The sequence below is a fragment of the Ruegeria sp. C10 genome, from assembly GCF_056537805.1.
The window spans coordinates 1,378,147-1,399,566 of record NZ_JBQFSC010000001.1 but is presented as its reverse complement, the minus strand read 5'-3'; the positions used below and the strand labels follow the sequence as shown (position 1 = coordinate 1,399,566).

The following is a 21,420-nucleotide window of genomic DNA, read 5'->3' as shown; positions in this document are numbered from 1 at the left end:
TCCTGCGTTTCATTCAGCGGCACGATCACCGCTGAGGCAGAAAATGTCACGTCAATTCGGCGGAATGTTTGGTGGCCTAGTGAACGGCCACCGGGGACAGGTCATGTTCGCGTGCCAGTACAAAGGCCAGCTTGCGATCGGCCACCAATGCCAGTTGCTGCCCATCGGAATCGTGGACAGCATACAGCTGATCCAGATCGCCTGCCTGCTCGCGCAGATCTTGCGGCAGGTCGGCCACATCAACGGCCTTTACATAGACAATCCGATTGCCTTCGGCGTTGATCTCAATCGGTGTATTCATTGCTCTTACCCCTTCTTGATGTTGATTGTCTGAACCACGGTTTCAGGCACGGCGCGGGTCAGGTCCACATGCAGCAGACCGTTTTCCATGATCGCCTCGCCCACCTCGACCCCGTCAGCCAGCACAAACATGCGCTGGAATTGACGCGCCGCGATGCCACGGTGCAGGAATATGCGCCCCTCGCTGTCGTCGCGCTGACGGCCCCGGATCACCAACTGGCGATCCTCGATGGTAATCGACAGGTCCTCTTCCGCGAACCCGGCCACCGCCAAGGTGATGCGATAGGAAAAATCCGAGGTCTGCTCGATATTATAGGGCGGGTATCCTTCATTTCCGGCCTTTGCAGACCGTTCCAGAAGGCGTTCCAACTGCTCGAACCCCAAAAGATGCGGGTATGAGCCTAAGGTAAGTTTCGACACGTATTTTCGTCCTTCATTGTCAAAGCGACGTATTCTGCGGTCCCGATGTCGGCAACCGCGTGATATAGAATATGGGAAGATACAGGGATGTCCACAAGGTCTGGCCGGATAAACCCTGACACACTATCTTGTGTTAGAAGCACCACTTGAAACACTGAGTCGTCCATGAACGCACCCACCGATCTTTCGATGAAAACCGATGAAGTCCTGCGGGTGGAATTAGAGGTCTTTCGACGCCAGCACCGTGATTTGGACGAAGCGATCGAGGCCTTGCAGGCCAAGGGGACCTCGGACCAATTGACGATCAAGCGGCTAAAAAAGCAGAAACTGCGCCTGAAAGACATCATCCGTCTGATCGAAGACAGATTGACCCCCGATATCATCGCCTGAGACGCGCGTACCGCATTGCCACATATGCGGATTTGGCTATAGTGCGCGCTCTTTCCGATGGCAGGGGCGTAAGCGGATGAGCGATGTGAAAGTAGGGATCATCATGGGCAGCCAATCGGACTGGCCTACGATGAAAGAGGCCGCCGATATTCTGGATGAGCTGGGCATCGCATATGAGGCGCGGATCGTCTCGGCCCACCGCACGCCGGATCGCCTCTGGGATTATGGTAAAACCGCCGTGTCGCGCGGCTTGCAGGTCATTATCGCGGGCGCGGGTGGCGCGGCGCATTTGCCGGGCATGATGGCTTCGAAAACCCGCGTGCCGGTAGTTGGCGTTCCGGTGCAGACCCGCGCGTTGTCGGGTGTGGATTCGCTCTATTCCATCGTGCAGATGCCCAAAGGTTTTCCGGTTGCAACCATGGCTATCGGTTCCGCCGGCGGGGCCAATGCGGGCCTGATGGCCGCGGGCATTCTGGCGCTGCAGGATGCCGCGCTTGCGGAACGGCTGGATGCGTGGCGCGAGGCCCTCTCTGCTTCGATCCCGGAAGAGCCTCAGCAATGAGCCGTATCGGTTTCATCGGCACAGGCCACATCGCTGCGCCAATCGCGCGGCTGATGGCTGCCAAAGGTCATGATCTTTATGTCACCGAGCGCAATGCCCAAGTCTCCTCGGCTCTGCAGGCCGAGCTTGGGGTCCGAGTTGGCACTCCGCAAGGCGTGATTGATGCGTCCGAGATCGTGTTTCTCTGCCTGCGCCCCCATGTGGCCGAGGACGTTCTGGCCCCGCTAAGCTTTCGCGCAGGTCAGCAAATCGTTTCAGTGATGGCCGCCGTCTCTGAGGAGCAGCTATCCTGCCTGTGCGCGCCGGCATCGGATTTTGTGCAAACGATTCCGCTGGGTTTCCTTCAGACAGGAGGTTGCCCGTTGGCCGCTTACGGCAACGATCGCCTCTTGGCAGATTTGTTCGAGCCCGAAAATCCTGTGGTCAAGGTTGCCAATGAGGCCGCGTTGAACGCCCACTTCGCCATCTGCGCCATGGTGCCAGGTATCCTGGACCTTATGGCAACAGGCACCGAATGGTTGGCTGATCAGACCGGCGACAAAGACCGGGCCGAATTCTACACTACGCAGCTTGTGTCAGGGTTTCTGACATCAATGCAAAAAGAGCATGCGGGCCAACTGGCAGCCGAGCGTGACGCGCTTGCGACCGAGGGCACACTGAGCCTTCAGATGACGGATATTTTGCAATCCGAGGGCGCGCATGATGCCTTGCGTGCTGCACTGAGTGCGATTGGCAAGAGATTGGAGACATGACGATGTCAGATATGCTTACGCCCGGTGCGACAATCGGGATATTGGGGGGCGGTCAGCTGGGCAGGATGCTCTCGATCGCGGCTGCACGGTTGGGGTTCAAGTCCCACATATTCGAGCCGGGCGCAAATCCTCCGGCCGGTCAAGTTGCAAATCAGGTCACGACCGCCGCCTATGATGACGCCGACGCATTGAAGGCCTTTGCGGAGTCGGCGGACGTGATCACCTACGAGTTTGAAAACATCCCCACCCAGGCGCTGGATCTGCTTGAGGCACACCGCCCCATTCACCCGGGTCGAGAGGCGTTGCGGGTCAGTCAGGACCGCTTGACCGAAAAGACATTTCTACAAGGCTTAGGCCTGCAAACCGCGCCCTTTGCAGACATCTCCGATTTGGACAGCTTGCGCGCCGCAATTGATGACATTGGCACCCCCGCCATCCTGAAAACCCGCCGCTTCGGCTATGACGGTAAAGGTCAGGCCCGGCTGCGCGCACCCGAAGATGCCGGGGCGGCACTGGCCGATATGGCGGGCGCGCCGTCCATACTGGAAGGGTTTGTGGACTTCAGCCACGAGGTTTCGGTCATCGCAGCACGCGGTCTGGACGGGCAAGTTGCCTGTTTCGATCCTGGAGAGAATGTCCATCGCGATGGCATCCTGCACACGACCACAATACCGGCACGCCTGTCTCCGGCGCAGCGGACAGATGCGGTATTGCTGGCCGCCAACATTCTCAACGCGCTGGATTATGTCGGCGTCATGGGTGTCGAATTGTTTGTGACGCCACAAGGATTGATCGTGAATGAAATCGCGCCGCGCGTTCATAACTCGGGTCACTGGACCCAGAACGGCTGCGCCGTGGATCAGTTTGAACAACATATTCGCGCAGTGGCCGGTTGGCCTTTGGGCGACGGTCAGCGCCACTCGGACGTCGTGATGGAGAATTTGATCGGGCATGACATGGACCGCGTACCCGAGCTTTCACGCGAACGGGACGTAGCACTGCATCTCTATGGCAAGGCCGAGGTCAAGGCCGGCCGCAAGATGGGGCATTTCAACCGGATTTCGCGATGAGGTAATCGCGCTTACGCGCGATGCCTCCGGCGGAGGTATTTTTAGCCAGATGAAGCCGGGATCAGCTCAAGAAACGTGTTGCGATACTACCGGACATATAGCTGACACACCCGCCTGACAGTGTGGCAGCCACTTTGTGGGTTGTCGCATCGAGTATCACCAGATCAGCACGATATCCGGGCTGTAGCGTTCCGCGATCCTTCAGGCCTAAAACCCGCGCGGGACCGGACGAGACAAGCGCCCAGGCGCCCGCAATATCCAGCAGGCCAGATTTTACCAACATCAGCGCAGCGCGGCGCGGGCTGGGGTAGTGGTAATCCGATGCCAATGCATCACACAAACCCATCGAGATCAGATCCACCGCGCTGGCATTTCCCTTATGTGAGCCGCCCCGCACAACATTGGGTGAGCCGAGGATGATGTGATCTCCGCCCGCCCGGGCACATTCGGCGGCTTCCAGCGTTTCCGGAAATTCCGAGATCATCACCCCGCGCTCGCGCCACTCAGCACGATCCTGCGGCGTTGTATCATCATGGCTGCCGAGCCGAATTCCTCGGTTCGCAAGGACAGTGCAAAGGCTGTCCAGTGCTGCTGGCACCTCGGCGCTGCGGTTGTGCATTGCCTTCAGCATCTCAAAATGCACTTCGGGATTCCGTCCCGCCTTCAGTGCCTGCCCTGTCAAGCGGGGTGGTTTTCGCCCCTCAGCCAGCCGGTCATGAGGTAGATGATCATTCAGAACCACATAAGGCACCTGCCAATCCGCGATACGTTCGGGCAGCCCGTCATAGTCGTCCAGCATATGGGTTTCGAAGCGCAGTTGAGGGATCAGTTGGGTTACAACATCATCCCGAACCGCAGCGATGGCGTCAAAAACCTGACCAGCAAACTCGGGCCCGCGCACGCCGCCTTCCCAACTGTGGAACTGCGCCAGAACAGCTGTGGTTATTCCATTCGCGGCTAGTTCCGCTTCAACCGATAAAATGCCCTCTGCCATCTGCTTCATGGCACCGCGCCGGGGCGCGATGTGACGTTCAAAACCGTCGCCATGCAAATCAATGATGCCAGGCAGGATGAGGTATCCTGACAAATCAATCTGCCGCCCTGCCCTATCGGATTGAATGGTACCTTCGGCGATCGTCAGTTCAGCACGCGACACCCCTTCGCCGGGCAACAGAACATTCGCGCCGGTCAATGTCAGTTCCAATGAGTTCATTGAGTGGGCTCCGAGTCCGGTTCCGAGCAATCTTCCCCAAGACAGATCTGGTCGATGATATCCATCACCCCGTCAAGCCAGGTGATTTGTGGATCGAACTGTCCGAATTCGATGAAATGCAGGGTCTGCGCCATGACCCGCGGGTTGTTCATCATGAACGTATGCGTCACCGGCAAGACGATGTGATCAGCCATGCCCTCAACCTTTGTGGTTTCGATCGATACCTTGCCGTCATCTGGACCATCGATCAGAGACGAGAACACTGGGTTCAATGAGTTCTCGCCTGCAATCACCCCCAAATCGAAGTCCACGGGCGGCAGGCGGCGTGGAATACCCTCTGGTCCGGTTCCCAACGCAAGCCCTGCAGGGCCATTCAGAAAGCCGAAAACCTCCCAGGCGCCAAGCTCGTCCACCAGTTGGCTGCCCTGATTAGGAGGTCCGAGCATGACAACGCGTCCCAGATTCTCAGGGTCGTTGTCCTGCAACCAATAGCGCAGCAGAATGCCCCCCATCGAATGCGCTACAACGTTAACCGTATCCTCCCCGCAGGCGGCGAACGCAGCTGGTAAAGTCTGGTTGGCGAGGTCTGGTATTGGTAGGTCTGTCGAAGGGTAACCGGGACGAACCACAGTGTAACCATGCGCATGAAATAGCTGTTCCATGACGGTAAACGAGGCCTCTGTGCGCGCGAGGCCGTGCAGAAGGACCACGCATTTCGCATTGGCCACCGCAGGCATAAGGCACAAGAGGAGAACAGCAAGAAATTTCATACACGCCAGATAAGGCCTAACCCAGGCCGAGGGAACCCCTAGCCACGGTTCCGGCGCAGCACCGCCAGTGCGATGCCGCCGAGTACAAATCCGGCGCCGAGCAGAAGCCTTAGACTTGCCATCTCGGCTAACAGGATGACCCCGGCAGCAATTGCGATAACTGGAACGCTGAGTTGCACGATCGCGGCCACCGCCGGTGAAAGCTGTGGCACGACACGGTACCATAGCGCATAGCCGAGACCGGACGTGACGCCTCCGGAAAGCGCAGCCAGCCCATAGCCAAGCGGAGACATTTGCCAATTGCTTCCCAGCAGGAACAGGGCAAATCCCGTGACGGGCAACGCCATGATGAAATTTGCTGCAGTTCCCGACAATGCATCTGGTTCGGACCGGCCCGCGATGGAATATATGGCCCATCCGACCCCGGCAGCCGTCATTAAGCCGGCTCCTGTCGGGTCGACCTGAACCGTCCCAGCAGGCCAAAGAACAAAGGCCAGTCCACCAAGCGCAATACTGGCACCCAATATCTGTCTCAAAGTGGGTGCAGAACCGGTCATAGCACCAATCGCAAACATGGTAATTTGCACAACCCCAAACAGGATCAGCGCACCGAGCCCTGCATCAAGCGTCAGATACGCTACTGAAAACCCGATCATATAAAGCGACAGTGACCCGGCCCCAACAACACGTCGACGATTAAAAACAGGGATCGAGCCGCCCAGAAGCGCCACCAATACAGTTAAAACCAAGGCACCAGCCAAAACCCGGATGATGGCAAATCCCGCCGGATCACTTGCGCCACTGTCGATAGCAAGGCGGTTCAGGATCGAATTCGCAGCGAAGGCGCACATGGTCAAAGCGGTCAGAAGAAACAGTCGCATATCAACCGCATAGCCGTTTCAAAGGGATTTGCACACTCACATTCCCGATTGCCGAGCCAATCCCGACCCTCCTCTGACCAGAGCCTACCAGCGCCAATGATACGAATGCACAACAGACATTCCAAACAAAACCGGGGCCGCCCAAAGGCGACCCCGTAAATAAGCACTAAGGCTTAAGCAGCTTACATCATGCCGCCCATGCCGCCCATGTCGGGCATGCCGCCGGCAGGTGCCGCGCCTTCTTTGGCGGGCTTATCGGCAACCATTGCTTCGGTGGTGACCAGCAGGCCAGCAACCGATGCCGCATCTTCCAGAGCGGTACGAACAACTTTGGCCGGGTCGATGACGCCGAACGAGAACATGTCACCATATTCTTCGGTCTGAGCGTTGAAGCCGAATGCTGCGTCGTCGCTTTCGCGAACTTTGCCAGCAACAACCGCACCGTCGACACCTGCGTTCTCGGCGATCTGACGCAGAGGCGCTTCGATTGCCTTACGAACGATGTTGATACCTGCGTTCTGGTCAGCGTTTGCACCTTCCAGAGTTTCCAGTGCTTTACCGGCCTGAACCAGAGCAACACCACCGCCCACAACAACGCCTTCTTGTACAGCAGCGCGGGTTGCGTTCAGAGCATCGTCCACACGGTCCTTACGCTCTTTCACTTCAACTTCGGTCATGCCGCCAACGCGGATAACGGCAACACCGCCTGCCAGTTTGGCAACGCGCTCTTGCAGCTTCTCACGGTCGTAATCCGACGAGGTTTCTTCGATCTGAGTGCGGATCTGAGCAACACGTGCTTCGATCTCGGCTTTCTCGCCAGCACCGTCGACGATGGTGGTTTCGTCTTTGGTGATCTCGATCTTCTTGGCGGTGCCCAGCATGTCCATGGTGACGGACTCGAGCTTCATGCCCAGATCTTCGCTGATGACCTGACCACCGGTCAGGATCGCGATGTCCTGCAGCATGGCCTTGCGGCGATCGCCGAAGCCCGGTGCTTTGACAGCAGCAATTTTCAGGCCGCCGCGCAGTTTGTTAACAACCAGAGTTGCCAGCGCTTCGCCTTCAACGTCTTCCGCGATGATCAGCAGAGGCTTCTGCGACTGGATCACCTGCTCGAGCAGTGGAACCATCGGCTGCAGCGAGGACAGTTTCTTTTCGTGCAGCAGGATCATGCAGTCGTCGAGTTCTGCGATCATCTTGTCTGCGTTGGTGACGAAGTAAGGCGACAGGTAGCCACGGTCGAACTGCATACCTTCGACAACATCGGTCTCGGTTTCCAGACCTTTGTTTTCTTCGACGGTGATAACGCCTTCGTTGCCAACCTTCTGCATCGCGTCTGCGATCTGCTGGCCGATTTCGGCTTCGCCGTTGGCCGAGATGGTGCCAACCTGAGCAACTTCTGCCGAGTCTTTAACTTCACGCGAGGCGTCTTTGATGCCTTCGACAACCTTGGCAGTTGCCAGGTCGATGCCGCGCTTCAGGTCCATCGGGTTCAGGCCAGCAGCAACTTGCTTCAGACCTTCGCGAACGATGGCTTGGGCTAGAACGGTTGCAGTGGTGGTGCCGTCGCCGGCTTCGTCATTGGTGCGGCTGGCGACTTCTTTCACCATCTGCGCGCCCATGTTTTCGAACTTGTCTTCCAGTTCGATTTCTTTGGCAACCGAAACACCGTCTTTGGTGATGCGCGGCGCGCCGAAGGATTTGTCCAGAACCACGTTGCGGCCTTTGGGGCCCAGGGTCACTTTAACAGCATCGGCCAGAACATTTACACCGGCCAGCATGCGGTTACGGGCATCGGTGTCAAACTTGACGTCCTTTGCAGACATGTCGTCTCTCCTTGAGAAAATCTGTTGTGATGAAGATCAGAGAAAGCAGGTGCGCTTACTCGATGATCCCCATGATGTCGCTTTCTTTCATCATCAGCAGCTCTTCGCCGTTGACCTGAACCTCGGTGCCCGACCATTTGCCGAACAGGATCTTGTCGCCAGCTTTCACAGCCATCGCGATCAGTTCGCCGCTGTCCTTGCGCGCGCCTTCGCCGGTTGCAACGACTTCGCCTTCGCTGGGCTTTTCTTTTGCGCTGTCGGGAATGATCAGTCCGCCTGCGGTTTTCTCTTCGCTTTCTACGCGACGAACCAGCACACGGTCATGAAGCGGTTTCAATGCCATCTTTGCAGCTCCTTGGGCTCAAAGTTTATTATCCTCCCCTCGCCGACTGACGAGGCGTTAGCACTCGGGTCTCATGAGTGATAACGACGCATAGCTAGGGAGTTGCAGGAAGCGAGTCAACAATATGTGAAAGATTTTTTTGCCCGGCGCGATAGGCAGGCTGGATCAAGGCACCTAATCCGGCTGATCCCAGCTGTACGCCCAGTGTTTCAGACCTTCTTGCCCTGCCTCAGACAGCGCGTAGACGCCCTTTTCCACTTTTTTGAACCAGCCGTAATGATTGTCGTACATCAAACGTGTCGCCGCACTTACGCCAGTGGCCTTTGCGACATCGGCCCCCTTGCCCGCTCCGTTTTCCGCCAGATGGGCCGCGCATTTTAGCGCATCTTGCCGATAGGCCGTTACGATCCCATGGCGGGTTGCACCACCCGAATTGGGATCACCTTGCAACCGTTCAAACTCGCGCAGCAACCGCTTGGCCCTGACCTTATCCTTGCGCGGCGCATATGGGCCGGGATCGCATTGAACCTCGACCGTCCCATCAGAGCGCACGGTGATCAGACCCAACCCCAGGCGACGGCACAACGCCAGATTATCCTTCAACGCCCGTCTCGCTGCCCGGCCTTTTGGTTTACAGACCCCAATGTAGACCTGATCGGTTATTTTCAGACGAGTGATGGCCTGGTGAAACAGCGCGAGGCTGAAGCGAAGCTTGAGTTCAACGATCACCGGCTCCTGCCCGTCTCGCAGAGCAACAATGTCGGCGGCGCCAACTTCACCTTTCACGGTATATCCCTGACGTTCCAACAAGGCTTTGATGGGTGGATAGAGATCCTGCTCGAGCTTCATGACGCCATGCTATGCAGTTTCGCGCGGATTGCCAGCCACGGTTTGGAGACAAACCACATTGCACCTTGCAAGAAGGCAAGCGTATGTCTTGGTCATATTCGCCATTTCCGGAAGGTTCCATATGCGCTTGATCAGCTTTTGTCTCGGCCTTTTGCTTCCGATTACCGCCCATGCGGCCTGCGAAGGGAGAGATCTTAGGCTTGACCTGTCGGCCGAAAGTCAAGCTGATCTCGAGAAGACAATCAGTGACATTCCGTTTCCGGAGGGCAACCACTGGATCGCGACAAAAGACGGGACCGTCTTGCACCTGATCGGCACCCTCCACACCAGCGACCCCCGCATGGCACCCGTGGTCGAGCGCTTGGAGCCAGTTCTGAGTCAGGCCGACGCGTTTTTCTTCGAGGTCACACAGGACGAAATGGACGCATTCGAAAAAGATCTGGCCGATGATTTCAGCCCGGTCCTGATTACGTCTGGCCCCACTTTGATTGACCTGATGTCGGAAGAAGATTGGACAGCGCTGTCCGCGACTCTGGCCGAGCGTGGCATTCCTGGCTGGATGGCGGCCAAGATGCGCCCCTGGTTTCTCAGTATGATGTTGGGTATTCCGCCTTGCCTGATGAATACCCCTGATTTTGATCGCGGCATGGACACGCGCCTGACGGAACTGGCCGAACAACACGGGATACCCCAGTACTCGCTAGAGCGGATCGAGGATTTGATCGCGATGTTCGACAGCCATCCGCTGGAGGAACAAGTGGCCTCTCTGACCCGGCTGTCCGGGGCGCTGCAGGCTGGGGACGACCAGATGATCACAATGGCCAACGCCTATATCGAAGAGCAGCACGCCGCGATCATTGAGCTTGCGAAAATTCAGGGACTTGAAGCTTCAGGGATGACACCAGAAGAGTTTAACGCCGAATGGAAAGGGTTCGAGGATCAGCTTCTGGTGCAACGCAACGCCAACTGGATGGAAAAGATTCTGGACCTGAAGGATCAGACCGCGGTGATCGCTGTCGGGGCCGGACATCTGAGCAACGACTACGGCTTACTGAACCAGCTACATCAAGCCGGATATACACTGGAACGCGCTGAATTCTAGGTTTTCAAACCAAGGGTCGCAGCAAGTTTGCTTCCGGGTGACAACCGTGTTTGACCACCCTATAAGGCGCGCAAATCCATATTCTTCAGGACACGAGACATGACAACGCTAGTTTTTGGCCACAAATCTCCCGACACCGATTCCACCGGCTCTCCAATCCTGTGGTCGTGGTATCTGAACGAAGTGAAAGGTGAACAGGCACAGCCCGTTTTGCTAGGCGAACCCAACACCGAAGCCGCCTTTATGCTTGAGCGTTGGGACCTGCCCAAGCCGCAAATCATCGATGAAGTGGCCGAGGATGCACCGGTTGTCATCGTCGACACCAACAATCCGGCCGAGCTGCCCGCCAGCATCAACAGCGCCGATATCCGCGCCATAATCGACCACCACAAACTGGTTGGCGGGCTTGAAACCAAAGGCCCCATCGACATCACTGTGCGCCCGCTGGCCTGCACGGCAACCATCATGGTCGACCTGATGGGTGACGACGCCGCCAAGATGCCCGACGCGATCAAAGGTGCCGCGCTGACCTGCATCCTGTCGGACACACTGGAATTCCGCTCACCCACAACCACCGCGCACGACCGCGCCGTGGCTGAGAAACTGGCGGCTGAACTTGGTCTGGATGTCTCGGCCTACGCCGCCGACATGTTTGCAGCAAAATCGGATGTATCGTCATTCTCGGACGCCGAACTGATCCGCATGGACAGCAAAGAATACGAAGTCGACGGCACCAAGTTCCGGGTCTCGGTTCTGGAAACCACTGCCCCCGGTGTCGTGCTGGATCGCAAGGACAGCATCGTAAGCTCGATGGCTGATGTGGCCAAGGAAGACGGCGTTGATCAGGTGTTGTTGTTCGTGGTCGACATTCTGAACGAAGAGGCAACGCTGCTGGTTCCAAATGATCTGGTGAAAAGCGTCGCTGAGAAGAGCTTTGGCGCAACCGTGGACGGTGACGCGGTTGTGTTGCCCGGCGTGATGAGCCGGAAAAAGCAGATCATTCCGAACCTCAAGGTTTGAATTTAGATCATCAAAGGTGCCCGAAACCGGGCGCTTTTTTTTGCGAGGCTCTGCCTCGTGCTCCGAGATATTTTTGGCCAGATGAACAAGGAGGGGTTGATTTCGGCCGCTCCGCCTTGGGCTGCACCTCTGGCCAATTGCGCCACGCTCTGCCATAGGCTTTGACATCTCGCATTCCCTGCTGCACGAGGCGCGCCATGACCCAGATCGTTTCTTCACTCGCTGAAATCTCTGACCGCTACAAAGCGCTGTTTGTTGATTTGTGGGGTTGCGTTCATAATGGGATAACTGCCTACCCAGAGGCTGTCGCGGCACTGCAAGCTTATCGTCAACGTGGTGGCACGGTGGTTCTTGTAACCAATTCCCCCAAGCCTCGGGCCGGGGTTGCCGAGCAGCTTTTACATTTCAATGTGCCGGCAGATTCCTATGACACGATTGCAACCAGCGGTGATTCGGCGCGTTCAGCGATGTTTCGCGGGGCGATTGGCGAAAAAGTCTACTTCATGGGGGAATGGCAGCGGGATGCCGGTTTTTTTGAACCCCTGAAACTGCTGGATCATCCGATCCACATTGAACGCGTTCCGCTGGACGCGGCCGAAGGCATCGTGTGTTGCGGCCCGTTCGACCCGATGGCGGACCCAGATGTGAACCGGCCCGACTTTCTTTATGCCAAGCAGAAAGGGATGAAACTGCTCTGCGCAAATCCGGACATCGTGGTGGACCGAGGCGAAACGCGCGAATGGTGCGCAGGTGCTTTGGCCCGACTTTATACCGAGATGGGTGGTGAAAGCCTATATTTCGGTAAGCCACACCCGCCGATCTACGATCTGGCCCGGCGCAGGTTGCAGGCGATTGGGGTTGATGTGTCGGATTCTGAAATACTTGCCATAGGGGACGGGCCGCAAACAGATATCGCTGGAGGCATGGGGGAAGGCATTGATACCCTCTTCATCACCGGCGGTTTGGCAGCCGCAGAAACCAAAACATCACATCATCCAGACGAAGACGCGTTGAAAGCTCATAACGAGAAGGAACAGATCAATCCAACCTATTCGATTGGTCGCCTGAGATAGCAAAAAAGACTTGATTTTCTGCAACTGCGAAGTAATAAAGTTGCCGACGAGCGGCAGATGATGGTCTTTTGTTGCTTTTTCGATCTCGAATGAGGGCAGCATGTTGGACAACCTTCCACGCGGAACGATTTGCATCGAAGACATCGAAATGGGCATGTCACGGCACTTGCGCAAAGTCGTGACCGATGAAGATATCGAGATGTTCGCTCAAGTATCGACCGACCGGAATCCGGTTCATCTGGATGATGACTATGCCCGCGATACGATTTTCGAAGGACGTATTGCGCATGGCATGCTGACCGCTGGCCTGATCTCTGCGGTTATCGGAGAGCAGCTGCCCGGACATGGAACCGTGTACATGGGACAATCGCTTAAATTTCTGGCGCCGGTGCGTCCGGGCGACATGGTTTATGCCGAGGTCAAGGTGATCGATATCGATTTCGCCAAACGCCGGGTTAAGCTGGATTGCCACTGCGCAGTTGACGGAAAGAAAGTGCTGGTGGGTGAGGCCATGGTGCTGGCTCCGAGCCGCAAGTTCGACTGATAATCCACCTTAACCGAACTGCGGCTTGAACCTGACGGGCAGTCCCGCTAGGCAAGCCGCATGCATATCATCCGGGACTTCCAGTTTGTTGAACCAGAAGACCGAGGCGCAAGTGTCGCCATCGGGAACTTTGACGGTGTTCATCTTGGCCATCAATCCGTCATCGAGTTGGCGCGCAATGCTGAATTGAACGCGCCGCTGGGGGTCATGACATTTGAGCCGCATCCACGAGAGTATTTTTCCCCAGAGGCACCGCCCTTTCGTCTGATGCGCGGCAATGCACGCGCGCACCGGCTGGAAAAACTCGGCGTGCAGAAGCTTTATGAACTGCCTTTTAATTCAACGCTCGCGGGTATGACGCCCGAAGCTTTTGCGAGGAATGTCATATGCGATGGTCTGGGGCTTTCTCATGTTGTCGTGGGTGCCGATTTTTGTTTTGGCAAAGGGCGCAGCGGTAACCCTCAGGACCTGGTTCGCTTTGGCGAAGAGATGGGGTTCGGTGTGACCATCGCGCCCCTGTTGGAGCGCACCGAGAATGTGGTTTCGTCGACTGCGATCCGGACAGCTCTGTCAGAGGGGCGCCCGCGCGATGCGGCAACAATGCTGGGGCACTGGCACCGGATTGAGGGTGAGGTCGTCGGAGGCGAGCAACGCGGACGAGAGTTGGGGTACCCGACAGCCAATATGTCGATCGAAGGACTGCACCCTCCAAGATTTGGCGTTTATGCAGTTTTGGTCGACGTCCTGGATGGCCCGCATCAGGGCAGCTATCACGGGGCGGCATCGGTCGGGACCCGGCCCATGTTCCAAGGCGAGGTTCCTAACATTGAGACATTTCTGTTCAATTTCTCAGGTGATCTTTACGGTGCCACGCTGTCCGTTGGTCTGGTCGACTATCTGCGGTCCGAAATGACATTCGACGGCCTTGACGGGTTGATCTCGCAGATGGACGCCGATTGCGCGCGCGCCCGAGAGATACTGGCCAGTACATGACTACGGATCCAATCGATCGAGCTGGCCTCGCGCCCCGTTTCTGGGAACGCAAGCCGCTGCGCAAGATGAACCAGCGTGAGTGGGAGGCCCTGTGCGATGGTTGCGGCAAATGCTGTCTGAACAAGCTGGAAGACGAAGATACGGGCGAGGTCGCATTGACCTGTGTTGCCTGTCGCCTGCTGGATGACGAAACTTGCCGGTGCACCCAATATGATATCCGCCACCAATTCGTGCCCGAATGCATCGTCATGACACCCGATAACATCGACAACCATGCCTATTGGCTGCCCCAGACTTGCGCCTATCGACTGCTCTGGGAAGGCAAACCGCTTTACGACTGGCACCCATTGCTATCAGGTACGCCTGAAAGCGTTCACACCGCCGGCGTTTCCGTTCAGCGGCGAACCGTATCTGAATTCGAAACGCCCATGGAAGAGTGGGAAGACTACATCATCGAGGAGCCGAGTTAATGCATTTTGCCTCTGATAATTCCGGGCCCGTTCATCCCGAAGTTCTGGCCGCATTGGCCGAAGCCAATCAGGGCTATCAGATGGCTTATGGCGCCGACACCTTGATGAACGAAGTGCGCGACCAAATCCGCGGCATTTTCGAAGCACCGGGTGCGGCAGTTTATCTGGTCGCTACGGGAACGGCAGCGAATTCACTGGCGTTGGCAACGCTGAGCAAGCCATGGGAAACCGTGTTCTGTTCACCCGTCGCTCATATCCACGAAGATGAGTGCAATGCCCCCGAATTCTACACCGGCGCGAAACTGACTCTGGTGCCGGGTGGCGACAAGATAACCCCCGAAGCGTTGACCAAGTCCATTGAGGGGGAAGAAACCCGCGGCGTGCATGGTCCGCAGCGCGGGCCTGTCTCGATCACTCAGGTGACCGAGCGTGGCTCGGTTTACTCGCTTGCCGAACTTCAAGCCTTGTGTGGCGTTGCCAAGAAGTATGGGTTGCCGGTGCATATGGATGGTGCACGTTTCACTAACGCTCTGGTCGCTTTGAATTGCTCACCGGCAGAGATGACGTGGAAATCTGGTGTTGACGCAGTCAGCTTTGGCGGCACCAAAAACGGGCTGATGGGTGTCGAGGCCGTAATCTTCTTCGACGAAAGCAAAGCTTGGGAGTTCGAGCTGCGGCGCAAGCGCGGGGCGCACCTGTTTTCCAAGCACCGTTACCTGTCTGCCCAGATGGCTGCTTATCTGCAGGATGACCTGTGGCTGAAATCAGCTCGCAAAGCGAATGCCAATTGCGCGCGATTGGCGGATGGTCTGCGGGCAGTCGGGGCAGAATTCCTGCATGAACCCCAGGCAAACATGATTTTCGCAAGCTTTCCCCGCAGCCAACACAAGCGCCTGCACGAGGCCGGCGCCGTCTATCACTTGTGGGGCGATACGTTGGACGGTGAGGACGAAGACGAGATGCTGGCCTGCCGCCTTGTCTGTGACTGGTCCATCAGAACCGAGCAGATCGATCGGTTTCTGAACCTCTTGTAGCCGTGCCTCCCTGCCCCGGCTATTTCATCTCAGCCAGATGCTTGTCCAGATCATCAAGACGGTCCTGTCCCCAGAACCTCTGATCGTCCAGTGTGATGTAAAACGGTGCCCCGAAAACACCCCGGTCCACGGCTTCTTCCAGATTTGCGGCGTAGGTTTCCGCACCTACCAACAGGCCACTATCAGCTAGATTTGGATTAAATCCTGCCTGTTCCAGGCAATCCCGGATCACGCCGTCATCAGAGATGTCCTTTTCTTCTGCCCAGCAGGCACGCAAGAAGGAATGGCAAAGTTTACCCACATCACCTGATCCATCCTGTACTGCTGCGATCACAGCGTAAGAGGACGGTGCCATGTTCGTCGGCCAGTGCGCAGGCTGCAGGTTCAACGGCATATCCAGACTGCGCGCTTGGCGCACCAATTCCTGCGCGCGGTATTCGATGCGAGATATATGTCGGTCTTTTGGTGGCGTTCCACCTGTCCGGCCGAACAGGGCAACAATATCCAGTGGTTTATAGTTGATCGTCGCACCGTGTTTTGCCGCGATCTCTTCAAGGCGCATTCCCGCCAGATAGGAATAGGGCGAGAGTGTCGCAAAAAAGTAGTCAATCTGGGCCATGTTCACTTTCTCCGCTGCGTTATCTTTGCGGGACGGTAGACCCATGCTAAGCGGTGTCAACATCACGAATCTGTCACATTGCCACTGCTGCCCGGGGAAAATCAGCCGATGCCGACACTTCACGAACCCAAGCTTATCGCTGGGAACGCCAATCTTCCGCTTGCCGAAACCATTGCACGTCGCATGAGCCTGCATCGCGGCGTTGACCAGGGGCTGGTCGATGCTCGGGTCGAACGGTTCAACGACGGAGAGATTTTCGTCGAGGTTTTCGAGAATGTGCGTGGTGAGGATATGTTTATCGTTCAACCAACCTCGAACCCCGCCAATGACAATCTGATGGAGCTGCTGATCATCGCAGATGCGCTGCGCCGTTCATCCGCAGCCCGGATCACCGCTGTCATTCCGTATTTCGGATACGCCCGTCAGGACCGCCGCACCAAGGCGCGCACACCAATCAGCGCCAAGCTGGTGGCAAACATGCTGACTGGTGCGGGTATCGAACGGATTCTAACCATGGATCTGCACGCAGCCCAGATTCAGGGCTTTTTCGACATGCCGGTGGACAACCTATATGCCTCTCCGATCTTTGCCCTGGATGTGAAGAAACAATTCAAGGATCAGATGGACGACCTGATGGTGGTCTCGCCGGATGTCGGCGGTGTTGCACGTGCCCGTGAATTGGCCAAACGCATCAATGCGCCCCTTTCGATCGTTGACAAACGCCGCGAAAAGGCAGGCGAAGTGGCCGAGATGACGGTCATTGGTGACGTGAAAGACAAAATCTGCCTGATTGTCGATGACATTTGCGATACCGCTGGCACTCTGTGCAAAGCTGCCCAGGTGCTGATGGATAACGGCGCCAAGGAAGTACACTCTTACATCACCCACGGTGTCATGAGTGGACCGGCGGTTGAACGTGTGACCAATTCGGTGATGAAATCTCTGGTCCTATCGGACACGATCCAGCCTACGGCTGAGATCAACAAGGCCGCCAACATCCGCATCGTGCCCACCGCGCCGATCTTTACGCAGGCGATCCTGAACATTTGGAACGGCACAAGTGTATCATCGCTGTTCGAAGACAAGACACTTACGCCGATCTACGAGTCACTTTATCATATGGATTGATCGAAAAACTGCTGACTACCATAGATTCTGAATTCATGACGGCCTGCCTATTCGGCGACCGTCATGATTTCTTCCAACGGTTTTTTCATCTTTGCAACTTTTGGCACCTTCGCGTCGTCTTGCGGGTGGCCTACAGCTACGATCATAATAGGTTTTTCATGATCAGGGCGGTTTAGCAGTTTATTCAGGAATTTCATCGGGTTGGGTGTGTGGGTCAGCGATACCAGCCCTGCATGGTGCAGCGCCGTCAACAAAAAGCCCGTGGCAATGCCCGTGCTTTCAGGCACGTAGTAGTTTTTGAACCGATCTCCATCATCGAATTGACCCCAACGTTGGGCGAAAATCACTATCAGCCACGGTGCGTCTTCCAGATGCGGCTTCTGATCGTTAGTCCCGATTGGTTCAAGCGCCTTCAGCCATTCATCCCCGGCACCGCCTTCATAAAACCTGCGCTCTTCAGCTTCCGCTTCTTCCCGAATACGGCGCTTCATCTCAGGGTTCGAGATTGCCACAAAGTGCCAGGGCTGATGATTGGCTCCTGAGGGCGCTGTTCCGGCTGCGCGAATGCACTCTTCGATGACCGTGCGCTCGACGGGCCGGTCCGAATAGTCACGCACGGTATGGCGGCGTTTCATCTTGTTGTAGAACGCTCGCGCTTCGGCCAGCATTTCTTCATCAGACAAGTCCATACGATCCGGAAGATCCAGGGCCTCGTATTCGATATGATCTCGTGCAAACACCTGTAAGATCCTCCGGTTGCGTTAGCCGCTATTTGGGGTGGACAGTCTTCTTTATGGGACGACGCGCGAAGGTGCGCAATCTTATCTCACGAACAGGCCTGCTTCACGAGATATCCCAATCGTCTTCATGCGAAACATCTCCAATTGCGGTCCAATTCACCCGAATTCTGGCGATACGCGTATCAGACCAGGTGCGAAACACCGCATTGAATCCTTCCGGCGTTATATCTTCGGCCTGAACTTCAGCCCGTAAAGCGGAAGACGTATCCACATCCCAAAGCACCACGCCTATCTGGACGATTGGCACAGAGCGGAACACTTCTGAAAAACGGACGCTTACGCGACGCTCACGCGGGCCCTCACCAGTCCACATCACGCCACCATCGGCGAAATCGGAAAACAAGACCTCCTCGCCCTGATCAATGCCGATGGGATGGGTTTGAAACTTTTTCATCTATCGTCTTTTATTGTTCAATTCCTGCAGCTTAACTTCAGCGAATGGCAAAATCACGACAAAAAAACGGCCCCGCGTATACGGGGCCGTTCCAAGTGATCAGAATGTCATGAACCCTTACAGGCTCATATGCGTTCCTAGAGCTTCCATGTCAGCCAGCAACTTTGCAGCATCGTCGACGATGGTCTGATCGTCACCGGCCTTGGCTGCCTCGTGCGAGGCGCGGGCGTCAGCGATCAGATCGTCCAGATGCGAGCGTGTTACTTCAGCAACCGGAATGGCCTTTTCGGCCAGAACCGACAGGCCATCGCCATTGATCTGAGCAAACCCGCCGGTGACCAGGTATTCACTGGCCCCTTCGGGTGCTTCGACCTTCAGGATGCCCGGGCGCAGCGTGGTGATAGTGGGGGCATGATCGGGCATTGCCGTCATATCCCCGTCCGCGCCGGGAATCTGGACCGCCGTCGCGCTAAGCGAAGCAAGGCTCCGCTCAGGGCTGACGAGGTCGAATTGCATCGTGTTTGCCATCAGGGATACTCCTTAGGCGGCTTCTGCGGCCATCTTCTCCGCTTTGGCGATCACTTCTTCGATGCCGCCAACCATTAGGAAGGCCGCTTCGGGCAGGTGATCGTATTCGCCAGCGACAACCGCTTTGAACGACGCGATGGTCACATCCAGAGGAACCTGAACGCCCGGCGAACCGGTGAAGACTTCGGCCACGTCGAACGGCTGCGACAGGAAGCGCTCGATCTTACGGGCACGTGCCACGGTCAGTTTGTCTTCTTCCGACAGTTCGTCCATGCCGAGGATGGCGATGATGTCCTGCAGTGACTTGTAGCGCTGGAGGATCTGCTGAACGTCGGTCGCAACCTTGTAGTGCTCTTCACCAACGATGGCCGGGTCGAGCAGACGCGATGTCGAGTCGAGCGGGTCAACCGCAGGGTAGATACCCTTTTCCGAGATCGCACGGTTAAGAACGGTGGTCGCGTCCAAGTGCGCAAACGAGGTTGCCGGCGCAGGGTCGGTAAGGTCGTCCGCAGGCACGTAGATCGCCTGCACGGACGTGATCGAGCCCGACTTGGTCGAGGTGATGCGTTCCTGCAGGGCACCCATGTCGGTTGCCAGGGTCGGCTGGTAGCCCACCGCCGAAGGAATACGACCCAGCAGAGCCGAAACCTCGGAACCCGCCTGCGTGAAGCGGAAGATGTTGTCGACGAAGAACAGAACGTCAGTACCGGACTGGTCGCGGAACTGCTCGGCCAGGGTCAGACCGGTCAGAGCAACACGCGCACGCGCACCCGGAGGTTCGTTCATCTGACCGTAAACCAGGGCCACCTGCGATTCCGACAGGTTGTCCGGTTTAATAACGTTCGATTCGATCATCTCGTGGTACAGGTCGTTGCCTTCACGGGTCCGTTCACCAACACCCGCGAACACCGAGAAGCCCGAGTGCACTTTTGCGATGTTGTTGATCAGTTCCATGATCAGAACGGTTTTACCAACGCCGGCGCCGCCGAAGAGGCCAATTTTACCGCCTTTGGCGTATGGGGCCAGCAGGTCAACAACCTTGATGCCGGTTACCAGAACTTCCGACTCGGTCGACTGTTCGTCAAAAGTCGGTGCGGGCTGGTGGATCGCACGGGCTTCGGTTGCTTCAACCGGGCCTTTTTCGTCGATCGGCTCACCAACCACGTTCAGGATGCGGCCCAGGGTGGCGTTGCCAACCGGAACCGAGATCGGTGCGCCGGTGTCGGTGACTGCCTCGCCACGAACCAGACCTTCGGTCGCGTCCATCGCGATGGTACGGACGGTGTTTTCACCCAGGTGCTGAGCAACTTCCAACACCAGGCGCTTGCTGTTGTTGGTGGTTTCCAGCGCGTTCAGAATTTCAGGCAGCTGATCTTCGAAGTGCACGTCGACGACGGCCCCGATGATCTGTGTGACTTTGCCTTTTGCATTCGCCATGTTTCGTCTCCGGTATGTCTCTACAGCGCTTCGGCGCCGGAAATAATTTCAATCAGCTCGTTGGTGATCACGGCCTGACGCGAGCGGTTGAACTGGATCGTCAGCTTGTCGATCATCTCACCCGCGTTGCGTGTCGCGTTGTCCATTGCGGACATCCGTGCACCCTGTTCAGACGCTCCGTTTTCGAGCAGAGCCGAGAAGATCGCGGTGGCAACCCCCTTGGGCAGCAGGTCGGCCAGGATGGCCTCTTCGCTGGGCTCGTAGTCGAATACCGCACCGCTGTCGTCACCCGTCGCATCGTCTTCGAACGAGGCGGGGATGACCTGCTGTGCCGTCGGGATCTGGGTCACAACGTTGACGAACTTCGAGTAGAAGATCGTGGCAACGTCGAACTCACCCCCGTCGAAACGAGACAGGACGTCCTTGGCGATGTCTTGCGCGTTGGAATACCCCAGACGCTTGACCTCGCTCAGGTCGATATGTCCAACGAACAGATCGCTAAATTCACGCTTGAGCGCGTCGCGGCCTTTTTTGCCGACGGTCAAAACCTTGACCGTCTTGCCTTTGGCGCGCAACTCGTCCGCCTTTTGGCGAGCGAGCTTGGCGATGTTCGAGTTGAAGCCGCCACACAGGCCGCGTTCAGCTGTCATGACAACCAGCAGATGGACATCATCACTGCCCGTGCCACGGAGCAGCTTGGGGGCGCTGTCGCTGCCCCCGACCGAAGCCGCCAGCCCCGCCATCACGGCATTGAACCGCTCGGCATAGGGACGCGAGGCTTCGGCAGATTCCTGGGCGCGACGCAGTTTTGCAGCCGCGACCATCTGCATGGCCTTGGTGATCTTGCGGGTCGATTTGACCGACTCGATCCTGTTTTTAAGGTCCTTAAGATTTGGCATATG

The 21,420-nt window shown here is 56.9% G+C and carries 26 protein-coding genes; 12 read left to right on the top strand and 14 right to left on the bottom strand.

Annotated features, from left to right (window positions below):
- Positions 1-76 precede the first annotated feature (76 nt).
- Complete coding sequence (locus ACR0DE_RS06675) at positions 77-301, bottom strand: DUF1150 family protein (protein ID WP_170392397.1); 225 nt, start codon at positions 299-301, stop codon at positions 77-79.
- Between the two features lie 5 nt (positions 302-306).
- Positions 307-720, bottom strand: a complete 414-nt coding sequence (locus ACR0DE_RS06670) for an Hsp20 family protein (RefSeq protein WP_010441788.1) — start codon at positions 718-720, stop codon at positions 307-309.
- 165 nt (positions 721-885) lie between these two features.
- Between ACR0DE_RS06670 and ACR0DE_RS06665 the strand changes: the two genes are divergently transcribed.
- From ACR0DE_RS06665 to ACR0DE_RS06650, 4 genes are all read left to right on the top strand, one after another.
- Positions 886-1,110: a YdcH family protein gene (locus ACR0DE_RS06665; RefSeq protein ID WP_010441787.1), complete on the top strand. Its 225-nt coding sequence runs from the start codon at positions 886-888 to the stop codon at positions 1,108-1,110.
- Between the two features lie 76 nt (positions 1,111-1,186).
- Positions 1,187-1,672, top strand: a complete 486-nt coding sequence (purE, locus tag ACR0DE_RS06660) for a 5-(carboxyamino)imidazole ribonucleotide mutase (protein WP_170420576.1) — start codon at positions 1,187-1,189, stop codon at positions 1,670-1,672.
- Positions 1,669-2,424 (top strand): NAD(P)-binding domain-containing protein, encoded by a 756-nt coding sequence (locus ACR0DE_RS06655; protein ID WP_170564123.1) that lies wholly within the window; start codon positions 1,669-1,671, stop codon positions 2,422-2,424. Before purE ends, ACR0DE_RS06655 begins: the two co-directional genes overlap by 4 nt.
- Before the next feature lie 2 nt (positions 2,425-2,426).
- A complete protein-coding gene (locus tag ACR0DE_RS06650; protein WP_480752366.1) occupies positions 2,427-3,494 on the top strand; it encodes a 5-(carboxyamino)imidazole ribonucleotide synthase in 1,068 nt (355 codons plus the stop codon).
- 61 nt (positions 3,495-3,555) lie between these two features.
- On the opposite strand, the gene ACR0DE_RS06645 is transcribed toward ACR0DE_RS06650, so the two are convergent.
- From ACR0DE_RS06645 to ACR0DE_RS06620, 6 genes are all read right to left on the bottom strand, one after another.
- Positions 3,556-4,707: an alpha-D-ribose 1-methylphosphonate 5-triphosphate diphosphatase gene (locus ACR0DE_RS06645; protein WP_480752365.1), complete on the bottom strand. Its 1,152-nt coding sequence runs from the start codon at positions 4,705-4,707 to the stop codon at positions 3,556-3,558.
- Positions 4,704-5,477 carry an alpha/beta fold hydrolase gene (locus ACR0DE_RS06640; RefSeq protein ID WP_170512508.1) on the bottom strand — a complete coding sequence of 258 codons (774 nt, stop codon included), beginning with the start codon at positions 5,475-5,477 and terminating at the stop codon, positions 4,704-4,706. The genes ACR0DE_RS06645 and ACR0DE_RS06640 overlap by 4 nt, the downstream gene beginning before the upstream one ends.
- 38 nt (positions 5,478-5,515) lie before the next feature.
- Positions 5,516-6,358: a DMT family transporter gene (locus tag ACR0DE_RS06635; protein ID WP_480752364.1), complete on the bottom strand. Its 843-nt coding sequence runs from the start codon at positions 6,356-6,358 to the stop codon at positions 5,516-5,518.
- A gap of 182 nt (positions 6,359-6,540) precedes the next feature.
- The gene (gene groL / locus ACR0DE_RS06630; RefSeq protein ID WP_170392413.1) at positions 6,541-8,184 is read right to left on the bottom strand and encodes a chaperonin GroEL; all 1,644 of its coding nucleotides are present in this window, start codon (positions 8,182-8,184) and stop codon (positions 6,541-6,543) included.
- A 55-nt stretch (positions 8,185-8,239) separates the two neighbouring features.
- Positions 8,240-8,527: a co-chaperone GroES gene (groES, locus tag ACR0DE_RS06625; protein ID WP_010441779.1), complete on the bottom strand. Its 288-nt coding sequence runs from the start codon at positions 8,525-8,527 to the stop codon at positions 8,240-8,242.
- 174 nt (positions 8,528-8,701) lie between these two features.
- The gene (locus tag ACR0DE_RS06620) at positions 8,702-9,376 is read right to left on the bottom strand and encodes a DUF2161 domain-containing phosphodiesterase (protein ID WP_480752362.1); all 675 of its coding nucleotides are present in this window, start codon (positions 9,374-9,376) and stop codon (positions 8,702-8,704) included.
- A 121-nt stretch (positions 9,377-9,497) separates the two neighbouring features.
- On the opposite strand from ACR0DE_RS06620, the gene ACR0DE_RS06615 reads away from it, so the two are divergent.
- The 7 genes from ACR0DE_RS06615 to ACR0DE_RS06585 all read left to right on the top strand — a co-directional run bounded on the left by ACR0DE_RS06615 (position 9,498) and on the right by ACR0DE_RS06585 (position 15,612).
- A complete protein-coding gene (locus ACR0DE_RS06615; protein ID WP_480752361.1) occupies positions 9,498-10,478 on the top strand; it encodes a TraB/GumN family protein in 981 nt (326 codons plus the stop codon).
- 99 nt (positions 10,479-10,577) lie between these two features.
- Complete coding sequence (locus ACR0DE_RS06610; protein WP_480752360.1) at positions 10,578-11,498, top strand: manganese-dependent inorganic pyrophosphatase; 921 nt, start codon at positions 10,578-10,580, stop codon at positions 11,496-11,498.
- 197 nt (positions 11,499-11,695) lie between these two features.
- Positions 11,696-12,571, top strand: a complete 876-nt coding sequence (locus ACR0DE_RS06605; protein WP_170392423.1) for a TIGR01459 family HAD-type hydrolase — start codon at positions 11,696-11,698, stop codon at positions 12,569-12,571.
- Between the two features lie 100 nt (positions 12,572-12,671).
- Positions 12,672-13,115, top strand: a complete 444-nt coding sequence (locus ACR0DE_RS06600; protein ID WP_074736482.1) for a MaoC family dehydratase — start codon at positions 12,672-12,674, stop codon at positions 13,113-13,115.
- A 60-nt stretch (positions 13,116-13,175) separates the two neighbouring features.
- Positions 13,176-14,108, top strand: coding sequence for a bifunctional riboflavin kinase/FAD synthetase (locus ACR0DE_RS06595; RefSeq protein WP_480752358.1), 933 nt, complete (start codon positions 13,176-13,178; stop codon positions 14,106-14,108).
- On the top strand, positions 14,105-14,578 hold the full coding sequence (locus ACR0DE_RS06590) for a YcgN family cysteine cluster protein (protein ID WP_170609497.1): 474 nt from the start codon (positions 14,105-14,107) through the stop codon (positions 14,576-14,578). The genes ACR0DE_RS06595 and ACR0DE_RS06590 overlap by 4 nt, the downstream gene beginning before the upstream one ends.
- Positions 14,578-15,612 carry a threonine aldolase family protein gene (locus ACR0DE_RS06585; protein WP_480752357.1) on the top strand — a complete coding sequence of 345 codons (1,035 nt, stop codon included), beginning with the start codon at positions 14,578-14,580 and terminating at the stop codon, positions 15,610-15,612. Before ACR0DE_RS06590 ends, ACR0DE_RS06585 begins: the two co-directional genes overlap by 1 nt.
- 19 nt (positions 15,613-15,631) lie before the next feature.
- Here ACR0DE_RS06585 and ACR0DE_RS06580 read toward each other — a convergent pair whose 3' ends face one another.
- The gene (locus ACR0DE_RS06580) at positions 15,632-16,231 is read right to left on the bottom strand and encodes a DsbA family protein (protein ID WP_480752356.1); all 600 of its coding nucleotides are present in this window, start codon (positions 16,229-16,231) and stop codon (positions 15,632-15,634) included.
- 108 nt (positions 16,232-16,339) lie between these two features.
- On the opposite strand from ACR0DE_RS06580, the gene ACR0DE_RS06575 reads away from it, so the two are divergent.
- Positions 16,340-17,359 (top strand): ribose-phosphate pyrophosphokinase, encoded by a 1,020-nt coding sequence (locus ACR0DE_RS06575; protein ID WP_170392433.1) that lies wholly within the window; start codon positions 16,340-16,342, stop codon positions 17,357-17,359.
- 47 nt (positions 17,360-17,406) lie between these two features.
- On the opposite strand, the gene ACR0DE_RS06570 is transcribed toward ACR0DE_RS06575, so the two are convergent.
- From ACR0DE_RS06570 to ACR0DE_RS06550, 5 genes are all read right to left on the bottom strand, one after another.
- Positions 17,407-18,099: a nitroreductase family protein gene (locus ACR0DE_RS06570; RefSeq protein ID WP_480752354.1), complete on the bottom strand. Its 693-nt coding sequence runs from the start codon at positions 18,097-18,099 to the stop codon at positions 17,407-17,409.
- Between the two features lie 103 nt (positions 18,100-18,202).
- Positions 18,203-18,553, bottom strand: coding sequence for an H-type lectin domain-containing protein (locus tag ACR0DE_RS06565; protein WP_170401869.1), 351 nt, complete (start codon positions 18,551-18,553; stop codon positions 18,203-18,205).
- A gap of 117 nt (positions 18,554-18,670) precedes the next feature.
- Complete coding sequence (locus tag ACR0DE_RS06560) at positions 18,671-19,081, bottom strand: F0F1 ATP synthase subunit epsilon (RefSeq protein ID WP_170609502.1); 411 nt, start codon at positions 19,079-19,081, stop codon at positions 18,671-18,673.
- A 12-nt stretch (positions 19,082-19,093) separates the two neighbouring features.
- Positions 19,094-20,518, bottom strand: a complete 1,425-nt coding sequence (gene atpD, locus ACR0DE_RS06555) for a F0F1 ATP synthase subunit beta (protein WP_480752353.1) — start codon at positions 20,516-20,518, stop codon at positions 19,094-19,096.
- 20 nt (positions 20,519-20,538) lie between these two features.
- Positions 20,539-21,417 (bottom strand): F0F1 ATP synthase subunit gamma, encoded by an 879-nt coding sequence (locus tag ACR0DE_RS06550; protein ID WP_480752352.1) that lies wholly within the window; start codon positions 21,415-21,417, stop codon positions 20,539-20,541.
- Positions 21,418-21,420: the final 3 nt, after the last annotated feature.

Bases quoted from the DNA above. Each gene is read 5' to 3' on its own strand.
- ACR0DE_RS06605 (WP_170392423.1), top strand. From the start codon at position 11,696: ATGACCCAGATCGTTTCTTCACTCGCTGAAATCTCTGACCGCTACAAA.
- ACR0DE_RS06575 (WP_170392433.1), top strand. From the start codon at position 16,340: ATGCCGACACTTCACGAACCCAAGCTTATCGCTGGGAACGCCAATCTT.
- ACR0DE_RS06560 (WP_170609502.1), bottom strand. From the start codon at position 19,081: ATGGCAAACACGATGCAATTCGACCTCGTCAGCCCTGAGCGGAGCCTT.
- groES (WP_010441779.1), bottom strand. From the start codon at position 8,527: ATGGCATTGAAACCGCTTCATGACCGTGTGCTGGTTCGTCGCGTAGAA.
- ACR0DE_RS06655 (WP_170564123.1), top strand. From the start codon at position 1,669: ATGAGCCGTATCGGTTTCATCGGCACAGGCCACATCGCTGCGCCAATC.
- ACR0DE_RS06615 (WP_480752361.1), top strand. From the start codon at position 9,498: ATGCGCTTGATCAGCTTTTGTCTCGGCCTTTTGCTTCCGATTACCGCC.
- purE (WP_170420576.1), top strand. From the start codon at position 1,187: ATGAGCGATGTGAAAGTAGGGATCATCATGGGCAGCCAATCGGACTGG.
- ACR0DE_RS06610 (WP_480752360.1), top strand. From the start codon at position 10,578: ATGACAACGCTAGTTTTTGGCCACAAATCTCCCGACACCGATTCCACC.
- ACR0DE_RS06640 (WP_170512508.1), bottom strand. From the start codon at position 5,477: ATGAAATTTCTTGCTGTTCTCCTCTTGTGCCTTATGCCTGCGGTGGCC.
- ACR0DE_RS06585 (WP_480752357.1), top strand. From the start codon at position 14,578: ATGCATTTTGCCTCTGATAATTCCGGGCCCGTTCATCCCGAAGTTCTG.
- atpD (WP_480752353.1), bottom strand. From the start codon at position 20,518: ATGGCGAATGCAAAAGGCAAAGTCACACAGATCATCGGGGCCGTCGTC.
- ACR0DE_RS06620 (WP_480752362.1), bottom strand. From the start codon at position 9,376: ATGAAGCTCGAGCAGGATCTCTATCCACCCATCAAAGCCTTGTTGGAA.
- ACR0DE_RS06565 (WP_170401869.1), bottom strand. From the start codon at position 18,553: ATGAAAAAGTTTCAAACCCATCCCATCGGCATTGATCAGGGCGAGGAG.
- ACR0DE_RS06600 (WP_074736482.1), top strand. From the start codon at position 12,672: ATGTTGGACAACCTTCCACGCGGAACGATTTGCATCGAAGACATCGAA.
- ACR0DE_RS06650 (WP_480752366.1), top strand. From the start codon at position 2,427: ATGTCAGATATGCTTACGCCCGGTGCGACAATCGGGATATTGGGGGGC.
- ACR0DE_RS06645 (WP_480752365.1), bottom strand. From the start codon at position 4,707: ATGAACTCATTGGAACTGACATTGACCGGCGCGAATGTTCTGTTGCCC.
- ACR0DE_RS06635 (WP_480752364.1), bottom strand. From the start codon at position 6,358: ATGCGACTGTTTCTTCTGACCGCTTTGACCATGTGCGCCTTCGCTGCG.
- ACR0DE_RS06675 (WP_170392397.1), bottom strand. From the start codon at position 301: ATGAATACACCGATTGAGATCAACGCCGAAGGCAATCGGATTGTCTAT.
- groL (WP_170392413.1), bottom strand. From the start codon at position 8,184: ATGTCTGCAAAGGACGTCAAGTTTGACACCGATGCCCGTAACCGCATG.
- ACR0DE_RS06590 (WP_170609497.1), top strand. From the start codon at position 14,105: ATGACTACGGATCCAATCGATCGAGCTGGCCTCGCGCCCCGTTTCTGG.
- ACR0DE_RS06550 (WP_480752352.1), bottom strand. From the start codon at position 21,417: ATGCCAAATCTTAAGGACCTTAAAAACAGGATCGAGTCGGTCAAATCG.
- ACR0DE_RS06580 (WP_480752356.1), bottom strand. From the start codon at position 16,231: ATGGCCCAGATTGACTACTTTTTTGCGACACTCTCGCCCTATTCCTAT.
- ACR0DE_RS06595 (WP_480752358.1), top strand. From the start codon at position 13,176: ATGCATATCATCCGGGACTTCCAGTTTGTTGAACCAGAAGACCGAGGC.
- ACR0DE_RS06665 (WP_010441787.1), top strand. From the start codon at position 886: ATGAACGCACCCACCGATCTTTCGATGAAAACCGATGAAGTCCTGCGG.